The sequence below is a fragment of the Campylobacter sp. TTU_617 genome, from assembly GCF_016599045.1.
Taxonomy (GTDB): Bacteria; Campylobacterota; Campylobacteria; order Campylobacterales; family Campylobacteraceae; genus Campylobacter_D.
Genome location: NZ_JAENKV010000002.1, coordinates 71,212 through 86,087, shown reverse-complemented (window position 1 = coordinate 86,087; position 14,876 = coordinate 71,212). Strand labels below are relative to the sequence as shown.

General features: G+C 26.3%; 20 protein-coding genes. 15 read left to right on the top strand and 5 right to left on the bottom strand.

Translation table 11 applies throughout. The annotated features are described in order from the left end of the window. Window positions 1-7: 7 nt before the first annotated feature. Genes GQV94_RS01520 through GQV94_RS01500 form a run of 5 tightly spaced genes read left to right on the top strand, consistent with a single transcriptional unit; the run spans window position 8 to window position 3,307 of the window. Window positions 8-745: a hypothetical protein gene (locus GQV94_RS01520; RefSeq protein WP_200169217.1), complete on the top strand. Its 738-nt coding sequence runs from the start codon at window positions 8-10 to the stop codon at window positions 743-745. Next, window positions 742-1,722, top strand: coding sequence for a bifunctional diaminohydroxyphosphoribosylaminopyrimidine deaminase/5-amino-6-(5-phosphoribosylamino)uracil reductase RibD (ribD, locus tag GQV94_RS01515; protein WP_200169216.1), 981 nt, complete (start codon window positions 742-744; stop codon window positions 1,720-1,722). The genes GQV94_RS01520 and ribD overlap by 4 nt, the downstream gene beginning before the upstream one ends. Next, a complete protein-coding gene (locus tag GQV94_RS01510) occupies window positions 1,703-2,212 on the top strand; it encodes a hypothetical protein (protein WP_200169215.1) in 510 nt (169 codons plus the stop codon). The genes ribD and GQV94_RS01510 overlap by 20 nt, the downstream gene beginning before the upstream one ends. Window positions 2,213-2,257: 45 nt before the next feature. Continuing rightward, window positions 2,258-2,443 (top strand): hypothetical protein, encoded by a 186-nt coding sequence (locus tag GQV94_RS01505; RefSeq protein ID WP_200169321.1) that lies wholly within the window; start codon window positions 2,258-2,260, stop codon window positions 2,441-2,443. A gap of 15 nt (window positions 2,444-2,458) precedes the next feature. Beyond that, window positions 2,459-3,307, top strand: coding sequence for a hypothetical protein (locus GQV94_RS01500; RefSeq protein ID WP_200169214.1), 849 nt, complete (start codon window positions 2,459-2,461; stop codon window positions 3,305-3,307). Here GQV94_RS01500 and sppA read toward each other — a convergent pair. Further along, the gene (gene sppA, locus GQV94_RS01495; protein WP_200169213.1) at window positions 3,304-4,191 is read right to left on the bottom strand and encodes a signal peptide peptidase SppA; all 888 of its coding nucleotides are present in this window, start codon (window positions 4,189-4,191) and stop codon (window positions 3,304-3,306) included. The two genes, GQV94_RS01500 and sppA, sit on opposite strands and share 4 nt — an antisense overlap. Continuing rightward, complete coding sequence (gene mqnF, locus GQV94_RS01490) at window positions 4,179-5,408, bottom strand: aminofutalosine deaminase family hydrolase (protein ID WP_200169212.1); 1,230 nt, start codon at window positions 5,406-5,408, stop codon at window positions 4,179-4,181. The genes sppA and mqnF overlap by 13 nt, the downstream gene beginning before the upstream one ends. Before the next feature lie 90 nt (window positions 5,409-5,498). Between mqnF and aroQ the strand changes: the two genes are divergently transcribed. The 10 genes from aroQ to mnmA are packed head-to-tail and all read left to right on the top strand — an operon-like array spanning window position 5,499 to window position 13,258. After that, window positions 5,499-5,978: a type II 3-dehydroquinate dehydratase gene (gene aroQ / locus GQV94_RS01485; protein WP_200169211.1), complete on the top strand. Its 480-nt coding sequence runs from the start codon at window positions 5,499-5,501 to the stop codon at window positions 5,976-5,978. Next, window positions 5,965-6,438: a 2-amino-4-hydroxy-6-hydroxymethyldihydropteridine diphosphokinase gene (gene folK / locus GQV94_RS01480; RefSeq protein WP_200169210.1), complete on the top strand. Its 474-nt coding sequence runs from the start codon at window positions 5,965-5,967 to the stop codon at window positions 6,436-6,438. The genes aroQ and folK overlap by 14 nt, the downstream gene beginning before the upstream one ends. Before the next feature lie 11 nt (window positions 6,439-6,449). After that, window positions 6,450-7,823, top strand: a complete 1,374-nt coding sequence (gene flhF, locus GQV94_RS01475; RefSeq protein WP_200169209.1) for a flagellar biosynthesis protein FlhF — start codon at window positions 6,450-6,452, stop codon at window positions 7,821-7,823. Beyond that, a complete protein-coding gene (flhG, locus tag GQV94_RS01470) occupies window positions 7,816-8,682 on the top strand; it encodes a flagella biosynthesis ATPase FlhG (protein ID WP_200169208.1) in 867 nt (288 codons plus the stop codon). Before flhF ends, flhG begins: the two co-directional genes overlap by 8 nt. Window positions 8,683-8,695: 13 nt before the next feature. Then, window positions 8,696-9,052: a hypothetical protein gene (locus GQV94_RS01465; RefSeq protein ID WP_200169207.1), complete on the top strand. Its 357-nt coding sequence runs from the start codon at window positions 8,696-8,698 to the stop codon at window positions 9,050-9,052. Continuing rightward, a complete protein-coding gene (locus tag GQV94_RS01460; protein ID WP_200169206.1) occupies window positions 9,033-9,725 on the top strand; it encodes an RNA polymerase sigma factor FliA in 693 nt (230 codons plus the stop codon). The genes GQV94_RS01465 and GQV94_RS01460 overlap by 20 nt, the downstream gene beginning before the upstream one ends. Next, on the top strand, window positions 9,725-10,810 hold the full coding sequence (gene fliM, locus GQV94_RS01455; RefSeq protein ID WP_200169205.1) for a flagellar motor switch protein FliM: 1,086 nt from the start codon (window positions 9,725-9,727) through the stop codon (window positions 10,808-10,810). The genes GQV94_RS01460 and fliM overlap by 1 nt, the downstream gene beginning before the upstream one ends. Then, complete coding sequence (fliY, locus tag GQV94_RS01450; protein WP_200169204.1) at window positions 10,807-11,643, top strand: flagellar motor switch protein FliY; 837 nt, start codon at window positions 10,807-10,809, stop codon at window positions 11,641-11,643. The genes fliM and fliY overlap by 4 nt, the downstream gene beginning before the upstream one ends. Continuing rightward, the gene (locus tag GQV94_RS01445; RefSeq protein ID WP_200169203.1) at window positions 11,640-12,245 is read left to right on the top strand and encodes a TIGR00730 family Rossman fold protein; all 606 of its coding nucleotides are present in this window, start codon (window positions 11,640-11,642) and stop codon (window positions 12,243-12,245) included. The genes fliY and GQV94_RS01445 overlap by 4 nt, the downstream gene beginning before the upstream one ends. Continuing rightward, window positions 12,242-13,258: a tRNA 2-thiouridine(34) synthase MnmA gene (gene mnmA, locus GQV94_RS01440; protein ID WP_200169202.1), complete on the top strand. Its 1,017-nt coding sequence runs from the start codon at window positions 12,242-12,244 to the stop codon at window positions 13,256-13,258. The genes GQV94_RS01445 and mnmA overlap by 4 nt, the downstream gene beginning before the upstream one ends. A 103-nt stretch (window positions 13,259-13,361) precedes the next feature. Here the strand turns inward: mnmA and GQV94_RS01435 are convergent, their stop codons facing one another. The 3 genes from GQV94_RS01435 to exbB are packed head-to-tail and all read right to left on the bottom strand — an operon-like array spanning window position 13,362 to window position 14,857. Beyond that, the gene (locus GQV94_RS01435; RefSeq protein WP_200169201.1) at window positions 13,362-13,985 is read right to left on the bottom strand and encodes an energy transducer TonB; all 624 of its coding nucleotides are present in this window, start codon (window positions 13,983-13,985) and stop codon (window positions 13,362-13,364) included. Between the two features lie 52 nt (window positions 13,986-14,037). Next, window positions 14,038-14,430: a TonB system transport protein ExbD gene (gene exbD / locus GQV94_RS01430; protein WP_200169200.1), complete on the bottom strand. Its 393-nt coding sequence runs from the start codon at window positions 14,428-14,430 to the stop codon at window positions 14,038-14,040. Next, on the bottom strand, window positions 14,423-14,857 hold the full coding sequence (gene exbB, locus GQV94_RS01425) for a TonB-system energizer ExbB (protein WP_200169199.1): 435 nt from the start codon (window positions 14,855-14,857) through the stop codon (window positions 14,423-14,425). The genes exbD and exbB overlap by 8 nt, the downstream gene beginning before the upstream one ends. Window positions 14,858-14,876: the final 19 nt, after the last annotated feature.

Below are 14,876 nucleotides of genomic sequence, written 5' to 3'. Positions count from 1 at the left end.
GATAAAAATGAAAATTTTATTTTTAATTCTCTTTTTATTTAATATTTTACTATCCAATGATTTTTCACAGAAAAAAATTTTAAATATGAAATCAAATGAAGATTCATTTGAAATCATTGATTTAAAACAAAACAATTTAATAGATATTGATAAACAAGAAGCTCTTTTTAATAGTTCAAAAATAAACAAAGAAGAAAATAATCTTAAAGATTTAAAAACTGATTTTGCTATACTTGTAGGTTTTAAACCTCATTTTGGCCTAGCCTTAAATCAAATTTATATTAAAGCTGATAAATTTTCTTCTTTATTTATGAAAAATTTTTTCTTAAATTCAAAACTTTGCTTTATAAATTCTAAAGCCAATGGAATATATCAAAATAAAAAATATCTTGATTTGTTTAGTATAGATAATAAATTCCATATTTTAAATATTTCTGATTTTTTAAAATATGAAAAAGATAAAAACAAAATCTACTCACAAATTACAGATTTTTTAATCGTAATTAATTTGAATGAATTTTATATCAATACAACAAATTTTTTTATAACAAAAACAAGAAGTGCTAATGCCCTTATTAATTTTAAAATTATTAATGCCATTACAGGAAAAATAGTAAGTAGCAAAAAAATCAAACTAAAGCTTTCACTAGATTCTTATAATGAAGAACAAAGTTATAATTTTATATTAGAACAAATGCCAAAAATGCTTGCTGAAGTTATTGATAAAGAAGCTTTAAAAAAATGAAAAATTTTTATATGCAATTGGCTCTAAATGAAGCTTGGAAATATCAATTTTTAACTTACCCAAATCCAGCTGTAGGTTGTGTTATTTTAGATAAAAATGAAAAAATTTTAAGCATTAAAGCTCACGAAAAAGCAGGATGTAATCACGCAGAGTTAAATGCTATCAGCGAAGCATTTAAAAGATTAAAACCTGAAATTTCTTTACCAAAAGAGCCTAATGCTTTACACGAATTTATTTGTAAAAATCATCAAGGAATTTTTAAAGATAGTATAGCTTTTGTAACACTTGAACCTTGTTCTCATCAAGGAAAAACACCTCCTTGTGCTAAACTTTTTAGCGAACTTAAATTTAAAAAAGTTTTTATAAGTGTTAAAGATGAAAATAAAATAGCAAGTAATGGGGCTTTGTATTTAAAAAAACAAGGTGTTGAGGTTGAGTTTGGAATTTTAGAAGAAGAAGGTAAAAAACTTTTAAAACCTTTTTTAAAATGGCAAAAAGAACAATTTAAACTTTTTAAACTTGCTCTTTCTATGAATGGCTCGCCCTATGGTAAAATAGTAAGCAATGAATTAAGTCGCACTTATGCTCATAAAATAAGATCCGTAATTGATCTTCTTGTAGTTGGTGGCAATACCATAAGAGTGGATAAGCCCATACTTGATGCAAGACTTTGCAAAGGTAAAGCTCCTAATATTTGCATAAAAACTCATAAAAATTTAGAAGAATTTGATAAAAATATCCCTTTATTTAAAGTTTTAAATCGCAAAATTTATACACATATTCCAAAAGAAACAAAATTTATAATGTATGAGGGCGGAGAAAGTTTTTTAAAGACCTTTAAAGATGAAATAGATATGTTTTTAATCTTCCAAAGCTCAACACTAAATGATAAAGAAAACATCAAAATATCTTTAAATTTAAACCCACTTTTTAAAGCTAATTTAGGAGAAGATAGCTATGGCATTTATGAGCTTTGATACTTTTTTATATGCAAAAACAGATTTAAGGGTTTTAACAATAAAAGAAATTATTTTAGAAAAAAAAGAAAACTTTTTTTATAAAATTAAAGCTAGAAAAGATAAATTAAATTCTTATGATGAAAGTTTTATTTATAGTGATAAAAACCCTGATATTTTTAAAGAAAATGATGAAATTATAATCTCAAATCTTGGGAAAAAAATCATACTTTTTAATAATTACTCAAATAATCATAACAATTTTAAAAAAGCAAAAAAAAATCATTTATTAAATTTTGCCTTTTTATGTTTTTTAAATGTATTTTTTATCACACTTGCAATTTTAAATCATTTTAATATGCTTAATTGTTTTTTAATACTTTTAGGTTTTTTACTCTTAACTATGAATCTTATTAATCTTTTACTTCTTAATAAACAAATTTATATTTTGCAAAATTATTCTCAAGAAAAAATAAAATATTTTTTAGAAGAAAAGTTAAAAAATAGTTAAGTTTAATCGATATAGAATAAAGCTATAAACTTAAAAGGAGCAAAAATGAAAAAATTATTAGTTTTAGCCGTTTTAAGCGTAGTTTTTTTAAATGCAGAATTTAAAAATATCAAAACAAATATATCTAAAAAATGCTCCGATTTTGAAACAAAACTTGAAAAATGTAATTCTTTATTAAACAATCATCAAAGGCGAATGTGTCGTCTTAATTTATTTGCTAAATGCAAATAAATTTTAGGAAGATTTATGTTTACTAGGATTGATTCTCAAAACACTTTATTAAGTTATCAAGACCTGCATATAGAAAAAAAAGAGCTTGTTAAATTAAAAAATGAAAATACCACTCCTTTGCAAATTTCAAGCGAAAAAATGGATGGGATAAAAGTGATTTTTGAAGACAAAAATAAAAATTTAATAGCTATTAATTTAAGTCAAGAAAATTTTAAAAGTTTGCAAGAAAATTTCAGATCTTATACAAATTATATAACAAAAGAAGATGGTAGTATAAGATTAAATGCCGAAGCTCAAAATTTCGTTGCTTCTTGGTTTGACTCTGCTCTTAATCTTAGTAATGAAAAAATAAATTCTAGCTTTTATCAAAATAATACTACAATGTTTTTTAAAAAAGATACTCCTACCATAAACCAAAGCTTACAAAGTCTTGGTAAAAATAAAGGAGATGTTATAAATGATAATGCTTCAATCACACAAAAGCTTAATTTTTTAATTGATAAAGATGTTGATAAAGATGGAAAAATAGAACTTGGAGAGGAAAAATCTAAAAGCAATAGAGAATTATTAAGCGAACTTAGAGAAAGTTTAAATGGAACTCAAAAAGTTACCGATAGAATAGACCCTCAAAAAATAAATAAAGAAGAACAAAAGGATAAAATCAAAACAAATGACAATAAAGAAGATTTACTCAAAAAAGCACAAGAAAAAGGTTTAAATGCATTAAATGCAGCTGAGCAAGAAAAATTAAAAATGCAAAACCCTAAAGAATTTAAAAAATTACAAGAAAAATCTTTGCAAAATTTAAGCTTAAATTTAAACAAAGATTTTAATCAAATAAAACTTATAGATAAACTGGTCTAAAAGGTATTTAAATTTATACCTTTTAGAGTATTATTTAAAGTCTTACTTATAAAACTTGAACTTTCAACACTTAATTTTTCTAAAAATTTATCTAATTTATCCTCTTCTTTCCAAATAGGATTTTTAATCCCTGCTAAATGTTCTAGCTCTTTTTTAGCACTCTCATAATCACTAAGTTCATCAATAAGCTTTAAATCTTTTGCTTCTTTAGCTAAAAATACCCTTGCATTAGCCCAAGCATCTTTTTTATCAAGATTTAAATCACGCTCTTTTGCCACAAAACCTGTAAAAAGATCATAACTTTGATTGATTAAATTTTGTAAATATTTTTTTTCTTCAACAGTCCAAGCCCTAGTAAAAGTTCCAGCACTTTTAAATTCTCCAGCTTGCAAACTTTGCTCTTTAATGCCAAGCGTATTTGCTAACTCACTTATATCTATTCCTTGCATGATAACACCAATTGAACCTATAAAACTTGCAGGATTAGCTAAAATTTTATTTGCACTTGCTCCTGCTAAATAACTTCCACTTGCCATAGTTCCGCTTGTATAAACAATTACAGGTTTTTTCTCTTTTAAATTTTTAATAGCTAAAGCAAGCTCCATACTTGGCGCAAAAGATCCACCTGGAGAATCTATAACAAAAAGTACTCCTTTTATATTGTCATTATTTTTTGCATTGATAATCCTTTCTAAAACCTTTGAACTATCAAAAATTTCTCCTTTTAAATCAATACGTTCTAAATTTGCAAAACTTGATTTTGAAGTAGAATTTGGCATAAGAATTAAAAGAATAATAAACAAAAAAACAAAAGTTTTAAAATAGGTATTGATAAATTTAATAACATTTCCAAAAAAATTAAAAAAACATTTTAAAATTTGCATTCTCTTCCTTTGATAAATAATTTTTCAACATATTTTGCATTAAGAATAAATTGCAAAGGTAATTGTGAATTTTCACATTCTCTAATTTCAAAAAGACTAAAATCGGCACTTTTTCCGACCTTAATTTCGCCTAGATCTAAATTTAAAGCTTTGGCTGGATAAAGCGTTGCCATTAAAATAAGTTTTTTTGCCAATTCTAAAAGATTAAAATCTTTATGTATAAGTAAATTAGCACGCATTTCATCTAGCATAGATAAAGAGATATTTGAACTTAATCCATCTGTACCAAGATGAATATTTAAACCACTTTTTAAAGCTTGTTTTAAATTTAAACTCCTTGTGCTTAAAAGACGATTTGAAAAAGCACAATGTGTTATAGAATGCAAATTTATATCCAAATTTTTCCATTCTTTTAAATAAACACAATGAGTAAAAAGCGTTCTTACATCTTTAAAAAGTTTTAAAAAATTATCCACATTATAAAATGGTGCTGGATTGGAAGTAAAATTTTTTAAATAGTTTTTAAATTTCCCTTTTGCAAATCTTAACCAAAAATTTTCAACCTTGCTTTCTAATAAATGAGTGCTAACAAGTAAATTTTGCTTCTTTGCCAAATCAAGAGCAAATTTAGCAAGCTTTGGGTGGGTAGAATAAGCAGAATGGATTGAAATTGCTGGAATAAATAACTCGCTTTTATATTTTAATGCATCTTGAAATCTTTTTAAAAAATCTTCTTTTTTATTAGGAATTTGACTTTCGCTAACACCTAAAATCTCATTAAAAAATATTATACGCATTCCTTCTTCACTTGCTTTAACGCAAGGTTTTAAATCGCTTCCAAAACTTGAAATTTCGCCTATAGTCGCTGTCCCTGTTTTACGCATCCAGTTTAGCTTTTCTAGAATCAAATTATTTTTAGCTTCTTTGCTAAGTTCGTCTCTTGAATTAATAACACTTTTTAACCAAATTAAAAATTCTCCAAAATGTAAAGTATAAGAATTTGCACTAAATTCTAAATGAGTATGAGGATTGATAAAAGAAGGAAGCAAAAGAGTATGTTTGTGAGACTTTATGAGTTCTGCTTTAGGATATTTTTTTTGCAAGGTTTCTAAAGAATCTATAGCAATAATTTGTTCATTAAAAGCCAAAGCTTTTTTTTCTAAAATACTGAATTTTTCATTGCATAAAAATATTTTATCACTATAAATTATTTTCATACCTTCCTTTCAAAATTATAATTGTAACAAAAATTTATTTTAAAATGTTATAATATTAAATTAAAGAATTTAACTTTTAAGGTTTAAACTATGAAAATAATGGTAATTCAAGGACCAAATATCAATATGTTAGGTCTTAGAGAAGTTGGAGTTTATGGCTTAATGAAAATGGATGAAATTCATGAGCAAATGAAAATTGCTGCTTCTCAAAATAATGTTGAGCTTGATTTTTTTCAAAGCAATTTTGAAGGTGAAATTGTAGATAAAATTCAAGAGTGTTTAGGTGTATTTGATGGCATTATTATAAATGCTGCAGCATACTCTCATACTTCTATTGCGATTCGAGATGCAATTGCTGGAGTTGGCTTACCAACTATAGAAGTTCATATTTCTAATATTTATCGCAGAGAAGAATTTAGACAAAAAAGCCTTTTAAGTCCTGTTTGTTCAGGAAGTATAGTAGGTTTTGGACCTTTTGGATATCATCTTGCCTTAATGGGTGTTTTACAAATTTGTGATCAAATTCAAAAAATTAAAGAGCAACAAAACCAACAAAATGTTAAAAATTAATGGAGCAATGCGCTTTGAAAAAAGTCGCTTTTTTCCTTATTGTAATAAAGGGGTAATTAAACAAAAATATTATGCTTTTATAGGTCTTGGAAGTAATATAGAACCTGAAAAAAAACGTTTTGATATTTTTTTTAGAAAACTTCTAGATGATAAAAGAATTAAGATTTTAGCTACCTCTCCTTTTTTAATTAATAAAGCATTTGGATTTACAGAGCAAAAAGATTTTACAAATGCTATAATGATTATTGCAACTAATTTGCACGCGAGAGCTCTTTTAAAAATTTTACTTTATTATGAGTTAAAATTTAAACGAAAAAGAACTTTTAAAAATGCTCCAAGAACTTTAGACCTTGATCTTTTATATTTTTCACAAAAAGTAAGAAAAGATTCTTGGTGTGAGGTTCCTCATATTGGAGTAAAAGATAGAATAAGTGTGATTTTGCCTATGGGCTTATTATAAAGGAAAAATTAATGGGACAACTTATCCATACCTTTACCGTTGAAGATACTGAAGAAATTATACCTAAAGTCAAGCAAGACTATGGAGATAAAGCTTTAATTATAACCAATAAACAAATAAGGCCAAAAACCATTAATCGCAAAGGGATTTATGAGGTAATGGTAGCCATAGAAGAATCAGACTATGAAGAACATCTTAAAAAAATGGGTAAAACTTTACCAAATAAACAAACTAAACAAGCTAATTCTTATCAAAATCAAAAAATAGAACAATCAAAAATTTCAAAGAAGTTAGAAGATGAAGATGTAGTTTTGGATTTTTCATCCAATCTAAAAACTCAACCTATAAAAGAAAAATTTCCAAAAAATAATCTTGAAAATATTAAAGAAAAATTATCAGAAGTTAGCAGTGAAATTTCAAAAGTAACTAATACACCTTTACCAAACTATGAGGTGACTCCAAATTACAATAAAAAAATAGAATCATTTGAAAAGCAAATCAATAAACTTAATGATAAAATGAATTTGCTTGTTGATATGATGTGGGATGATAAAGCTGAAGCAAGAAAAAATCTTGTTATACCGCCAGAATTTGCCAGTATTTATAAACAAGCTAAAGAAAGCGGTATGAAAGAAGAACATTTAGAAGCTATTATGAAAGCAACTATTGAAAATATGCCAACAGCTATGAAAACCAATAAAGAAGCTGTGCAAAAATATTTTTATTCACTTTTACGCAGTATTTTGCCTTGTCGTGTAGAAAGTGAAATTAAAAAACAAAAAATTATGATGTTAGTAGGCCCAACAGGAGTTGGAAAAACCACAACTTTAGCGAAGCTTGCTTTTCGCTATGCTTATGGAGATAAACGCTATAAAACCGGAATTATTACTTTAGATACTTATAGAATTGGAGCCGTGGAACAATTATTTCAATATGCAAAAATGATGAAATTGCCTATTATTGATAGCATAGAACCAAAAGATTTGGATGAAGCTATTAAAAGCCTAAATAATTGCGAAGTGATTTTAGTTGATACTATAGGAAATTCTCAATATGATCAAAATAAGTTAGCAAAAACCAAAGAATTTTTATCTCATTCTAATGCACAAATTGATGTGAATTTAGTAATTTCAGCTAATACAAAACATGAAGATTTGATCGAAATTTATAAAAATTTTTCTTTTTTAAATATCGATACACTTATTATTACAAAATTTGATGAAACAAAGGTTTTTGGTAATATTTTTTCTTTAATTTATGAAACAAATATTCCTCTTAGTTTTTTTTCTATAGGTCAAGAAGTTCCTGATGATTTAGAAGTTGCAAATAGCGACTTTTTAGTGCGTTGTATTTTAGAAGGATTTAAAGGAAAAGCAAGTGAATAATCAAGCTAATAAATTAAAAAATTTAATGAATGAAAATGGAAAAAGAAAATCCAAAAATACACATTTTATTTCAATTACAAGCGGAAAAGGCGGAGTAGGTAAAAGTACAATAAGTGCTAATTTAGCAAATGTTTTAGCTTCTAATAACTATAAAGTAGGTCTTTTTGATGCAGATATAGGCTTAGCAAATTTAGATGTAATTTTAAATATACGTATTCAAAAAAATCTTTTGCATGTTTTAAAAGGCGAATGTTCCTTAGAAGATATTTTAATAGAAGTAAAACCAAATTTATGGCTTATACCTGGAGAAAGCGGGGATGAAATATTAAAATATAATGATAAAAATATTTATGAAAGATTTTTAAATCAAACAAGTATTTTAGATGAGCTTGATTTTTTGATTATTGATACAGGAGCAGGAATTGGAGGTAATATTTTAAATTTTTTAGAAATGTCAGATGAAGTTATAATTGTAACTGTTCCCGATCCAGCAGCAATTACTGATGCTTATGCAACTATTAAAACCACCTCTAAAACTAAAGAAAACTTATTAATGATTTTTAATATGGTTAAAAATGAAAATGAGGGATTAAAAGTCTTTGAAAATATTAAAAAAGTTGCTGATGCAAATATAAAAAATCCTTTAAAATTAGAATTTTTAGGATTTTTATCAAATAGTAAGGATGTAAGTTCAAGTATCAAAAAAAGAACTTTATTTACTGATGATAATACAAACTCAAGTGATGAGCTTAAAGCTCTTGCTTCAAAGCTTTTATATAGATTGGAACAAAAAGTGCTTAACAATGTCTCAAATAGAAGTTTTTCAAATTTCTTTAGAAAAATTATAGAAAGATTTTAACAAAAGAGAAAATATGAGAACTGAAAATTACGTAGCATTTTTTACTGTTTGTGGTTTTTTTATAGGACTTTCATTTAGCGTTATTAGTGTAGATGAAGCTTTTGATATTATTTTATTTACATGCTTTATTACTTTTGCTTTTTATATTTTTGCACATATTGCTATAATGAATTTTATTGATATTAAAAAAATTAGCGGTCGTATTTTTAATAAAAATGATTATGAAAAAACCAGCAATAATATTATCAATGATTTAATTATTCGCGAGAAAAAAATGGATATAATTTTAGAAAAACTTAATCAGGAAAGAGAAAGTCTTAAAAAGAATGATCCAAAGGAAAGACGTAAAAATGCTAAAAAAGCCGCCTAAAGCTTATGAGCAAATAATTAAAAAAGAACAAGATGATCTTGTTGTAGCTTATATGCCTGCTTTACGTGCTATGGCTTTTAAACTCAAAGAAAAACTCCCTTCAAGCATAGATGTTAATGATTTAATTAGCACCGGTGTTGAAGAAATGATTAAACTTTCACGCAGATATAATAAAGAACAAAATGATAATTTTTGGGGTTTTGCAAGAAAAAGAGTAAATGGATCTATGCTTGATTATTTAAGAAGCTTAGATGTAATGAGTCGTAATAATAGAAAGATTATTAAGAGTATTGATAATCTCATAGATGAATACTATCAAGAATACGAAAGTGAGCCTGATGATGAATACTTGGCTAAAAAATTAGATCTTGATATAGAAAAAGTTAGAGAAGTAAGAACTGCTCATGCAATAAGCTATACCCTTCCTTTAGATGAACAAATTGAACTTTATAATGAAGATAATACTTTAGAAAAAATTGAAAAAGATGAACTTTTAGAAAAAATTAATGAAATTTTAGAAGGTTTAAAAGAACGCGATCAGTTAATAATTCAACTTTACTATTATGAAGAGCTCAATCTTAAAGAAATAAGTGAAATTTTACAAATTAGCGAAAGTAGAATTTCTCAAATTCACAAAAAACTTCTTAAAAAAATAAGAGAAAGGCTTGCCTAATGGCTGAAATACTTTCTCAAGAAGAAATTGATGCTCTACTTGAAGTTGTAGATGATAATACGGATACTCCAGTATCTTCTAATAATAAAGAAGATAAAGAAGAAAGAAATATAGTCGTTTATGACTTTAAAAGGCCTAATAGAGTTTCTAAGGAACAATTAAGAACAATTAAAGGTATTCATGATAAATTAGCAAGAAATCTTGCTTCTCAAATTTCATCTATGATGAGAAGTATAGTAGAAACTAAACTTCACTCCGTTGATCAAATGACTTATGGTGAATTTTTAATGTCTTTACCGAGTCCAACAAGCTTTAATGTTTTTTCTATTAAACCTTTAGATGGTAATTGCGTTTTAGAAATTAATCCAAGTATTGCTTTTCCAATGATCGATAGACTCTTGGGGGGTCAAGGAGATAGCTACGAAGCTTCACGTGAGCTTACAGATATAGAGCTTAATTTATTGGATTCTATTTTGCGTATTATTATGCAAAGACTCAAAGAAAGTTGGGCAAGTGTTACTGAAATTTATCCTAGTATCGAAGCAAAAGAATCTAGCCCGAATGTAGTTCAAATAGTTTCTCAAAATGAAATTGTTATTATGGTTGTAATGGAGATTATTATAGGAAACTCAAGTGGTATGGTAAATATTTGCTATCCAGTTGTGCATTTAGAATCTATTCTTTCTCGTTTGGCAAATCGTGATATTATGATGGGAGAAACCTCAGCTAAAAAATCTCGCAATAAAGAATTAAAAACTCTTATTGGTCGTGCTGAAGTTGTTTATGAAGCTATTTTAGGAAAAACATTAATTAGTGTGCATGAATTTTTAGAGCTTAATCAAGGAGATATTTTACGCCTTGATAGAGAGGCAGATGATAAAGCAATAGTTTGCATTGATAAAAAAGAAGTTTTTTTAGCACAAATTGGTTTGCATCGTTTTAGAAAATCAATTAAAATTTTAGAACTTATCAGAACCGACAAAGATGAAATTAAAGAGATTCTCGAAAAATATGAAGAAGAAAGAAAAGCAAAAGCTAATGTTTATGATCAAGAAGAAACTCAGGAAGAGGAAGAAGAAATATGATTGATGAATTTTTAAAACTATTTACAAATGAATGTATAAGCACAATAGAAGGTTTAACAGGAAAAAGCGCAGAATTTAGCGAATATAAAGAATTTGATATTTCAACTCAAGATACTCTAAAACCTCCTTTAGTATATGTAGATTTTAATATGAACCCAACAGGTAAAATAGGAATTCTAGCTAGTGCTGTTTTAATGAGTGCAATTGGTGAATGGATGATGGGGGAAGAAGAAATCACCAAAAATGATCAACTCGGTGATGATGAAATGGATGCAGCTAAAGAAGCTATACAAAATATTATTTCGGCTTTCTCTACAAGCTTAGGAGCACAAAAAGAAATTCCGAAATTAGAATTTAATTTTAATTCTTGTAAATTTAATTCTGATCAGCCAGAACTTAAAGATTTTATTAAAGTTTATCTTTATGATGTAAAAATAGAAGATTTAAACGAACAAATCTCTTTAGTAATGGATAAAAGCTTTTATAATTTACTCACGAAAAAAGAAGATGATAGTACCGATAGTGTAGAAAATTCTAAAGACAACGATAAAAAAATCGCACTAAGCGAAGAACTTAGAAATATTAATCTTATTATGGATGTAAGACTTCCAGTACGTGTGCGTATAGGTAATAAAAAAATGCTTTTAAAAGATGTTTTAACTATGGATATAGGTTCTGTTGTAGAGCTTAATCAATTGGCTAATGATCCTTTAGAAATTTTAATTGGAGAAAAAAGAATTGCCTATGGAGAAGTTGTTATAGTTGATGGAAATTTTGGAGTTCAAGTAACTGAAATAGGAAGCAAAAAAGAAAGATTAGAACAACTTAAATGAAAAATGTAAAACTTGATATTGAAAAATTTGAAAATATCCCTAATTTTCAAAAAGCTGTAACTTTTTTTGGTTCAGCAAGATTGAAAGAGGATAATATTTATTATAAAAAAGCCAAAGAATTAGCACAAAAGTGTGTTGAAAATGATTTTTGTGTTATTAGTGGTGGAGGTGGAGGAATTATGAAAGCAGCCAACGAGGGCGCTTTTAAAAATAAAAATAATAAAATTCCTATACAATCTGTAGGTTTTAATATTTTCTTACCTTTTGAACAAAAACTTAATGATTTTATAGAGTATAATATCACTTTTAAGAGCTTAGCCATACGCAAAATGGCTCTTATTCAAAAGAGTCTAGCTTTTGTGATCTTCCCAGGCGGCTTTGGAACCTTAGATGAATTATGTGAAATAATTACATTAAAACAACTCGGTTTTAAAAAAGATGTTCCTATTATTTTATTTGGGAAAGATTTTTGGCAAAGCTTTGATGAATTCGTCAGAAATTCTTTGCTTGAATGTAATCTTATTACAAAAGGAGATGAGTTAAAGTATAAAATCACTGACGACTTAGATTTTATCATTCAAACTTTAAAGGAACAATTATGAAAATTCTAGTCGCAATGAGTGGAGGAGTAGATAGCTCAGTAACTGCTTATAAACTTAAAAATTTAGGTCATGAAGTAATAGGATGCTATATGAAGCTTCATGGAAAACCAAATTATCACGAAGACAATATCAAAAAAGTTCAAAAAGTAGCAAATTTTTTAAATATTCCTTATCATATTTTAGATTTACAAGAGGATTTTAAAAATAAAGTCTATATGCCATTTGTTAATACTTATAAAGAAGGAAAAACACCTAATCCTTGTGCTTTATGTAATCGTTTTATTAAACTTGGAAAACTTTTAGAATTTGCCAAAAGCTTAGGTTGTGAAAAACTTGCTACGGGACATTATGCAAGAATTGAAAATGGGTATATTAAAGTAGCTTTTGATGAAAGTAAAGATCAAAGTTATTTTTTAGCTAATGCTGATAAAGAGGCTCTAAAATATCTTATATTTCCTCTTGGAGAAATGAAAAAAGAAGATGTTAAAGCTTTTGCTTCTACCATAGAAGAATTAAAATCATTTGCAACCCAAAAAGAAAGTTCTGAAATTTGTTTTGTTGAAGATACTTATATTAAAGTTTTAGATCAATTTATGGATACAAAAATACCAGGAGAAGTTTTAAATAGTAGCGGGAAAGTTATAGGAAAACACGAAGGCTATATGCACTATACCATAGGAAAAAGAAGAGGATTTGAAGTACGCGGAGCACATGAACCTCATTTTGTTTTAAAAATAAAACCAAAAGAAAATCAGATAATAGTAGGCACAAAAGAAGAGCTTAAAGTTAGTAATTTTAATCTAAAAAATATTAATCTTTTTATAGAAGCTAAAGAGCTTGATTGTGCAGTAAAAATTCGTTATCGTTCTAAATCAACACCTTGTAAAGTAATTATCAATGATGATAAAAGTGCTAATATAATTTTACACGAACCAGTTTATGGTTTAGCAAGTGGACAAATGGCTGTATTTTATGACAATGATAAAGTCATAGCTAGTGGCTTTATAGAATAATTTTGTAATTATCTTAAAAAGATAATTACAATAACTTTATCAAAAATCTAATAATAAATTTATATTTATTAGACTTTTTAAAAAACTATTTTTAAAATAAAAATTAATTTTTAAGCTTATAATTAATAGGAATTAAAATTTTAATATTTTTATCATATTTTGGAAAGTGTTTGGATGCTAATTGTATTGTTTTTAGAGCGCTTTCATCTAATAATTTATGTCCTGAACTTTTTATAATTTTTAAATACTCTAATTTTCCTTCTTGTTTCCATAAAAATTCAATTAAAACTACACCCATCATGCGCATTTTAATAGCTTGTCTTGGATAAATTAAAGAATCTTGTATAGCTTTTTTAATCTCTTGTAAAAAAGGATGGTTGTCATTAAAATTTACACTTTCTGTTTCTATATTTTGTTTTGAAATTGAATTAGAATTTAAATTTTGAATTTCTTTTGAAACAATGGCTTCATTAAATTTATTTAGATTTTCTTTAATTAGAGGCTTTTTTTTAAATTCTTTACGTTTTTTTGGTTTGTGATTTTCAATAATTTTTTCTTTTATAGGTGGGATAGGTGGAATTGGGATATTCTCTTTTTCTTGTTGGATAATATTATCTTGAGAAGAATTTATAGTAAATTGTCTCATTGAAAGAGAAAATACTTCTTGATTCTTAAATTCTATTTTAAATAAAGTAATACTAGAAAATAATAAAAATAATAAAGGCAAAAAAAACAAAAAAGAAAGATAGAAAGCTTGAAACTTATGATTTTTCAATATATTAATCATTCTTTTTCTCAGTTAAAATTTGAAAATTTTCGTGATTTTTAGCTTTTAATAAATCAATAATTTTTACAAAACTTTCAAATTTAGCATCTTTATCACTTTTTAATTCTACTATAACTTTAGGATTTAAATTATCAATAGTATTTTTAAGCTCGTCTAAACTTATTTTTCTATCATCAATATAAAAAATATTTTGCGCATTAATTGCAATAGAAATTTTTTCTTCTTTATCGTTTATATTTATGCTATTTTGACTTGATGGAAGATTAATTTTTATAGTTCCTTGTGCTATAAAAGTAGAAATACTTAAAATTATAGCAAGCAAAACAAGCATAATATCGATAAAAGGAACTATGTTTAACCCTTCATTTTTTGGAAGTTTAATCATTTTTATTCTCATTATAAATTCTAAAAGAATTGCTAAGAAGTGATACTTTACGCAATAAAGCATTATAAGCAATCAAAACAGGAATGGCTACCAAAAGCCCTAAAGCTGTTGCTTTAAGCGCCAAAGAAAGTCCTATAACTATAGATTTTACATCTATACTGCCAGCTAAACCCATTTCATAAAAAGTTATCATTATACCTATAACAGTTCCTAAAAGCCCTATATAAGGTGCATTAGAATAAATAATATAAAGTGTTGTTAAATTTTCACTTATTGCATCATCAAATTTTTCTTGATTTTTATAATCACCAAATTCAAGCTTTTTGAAAAATAATATTCTTTCTATAACACACCAAAGTGCTATAAAAGCCATAAAGCCCAAAACTACAAAAATAATTAAATCTATATAATTTTTTAAAAATTCCATAAAAAACTCCAAATTTTGT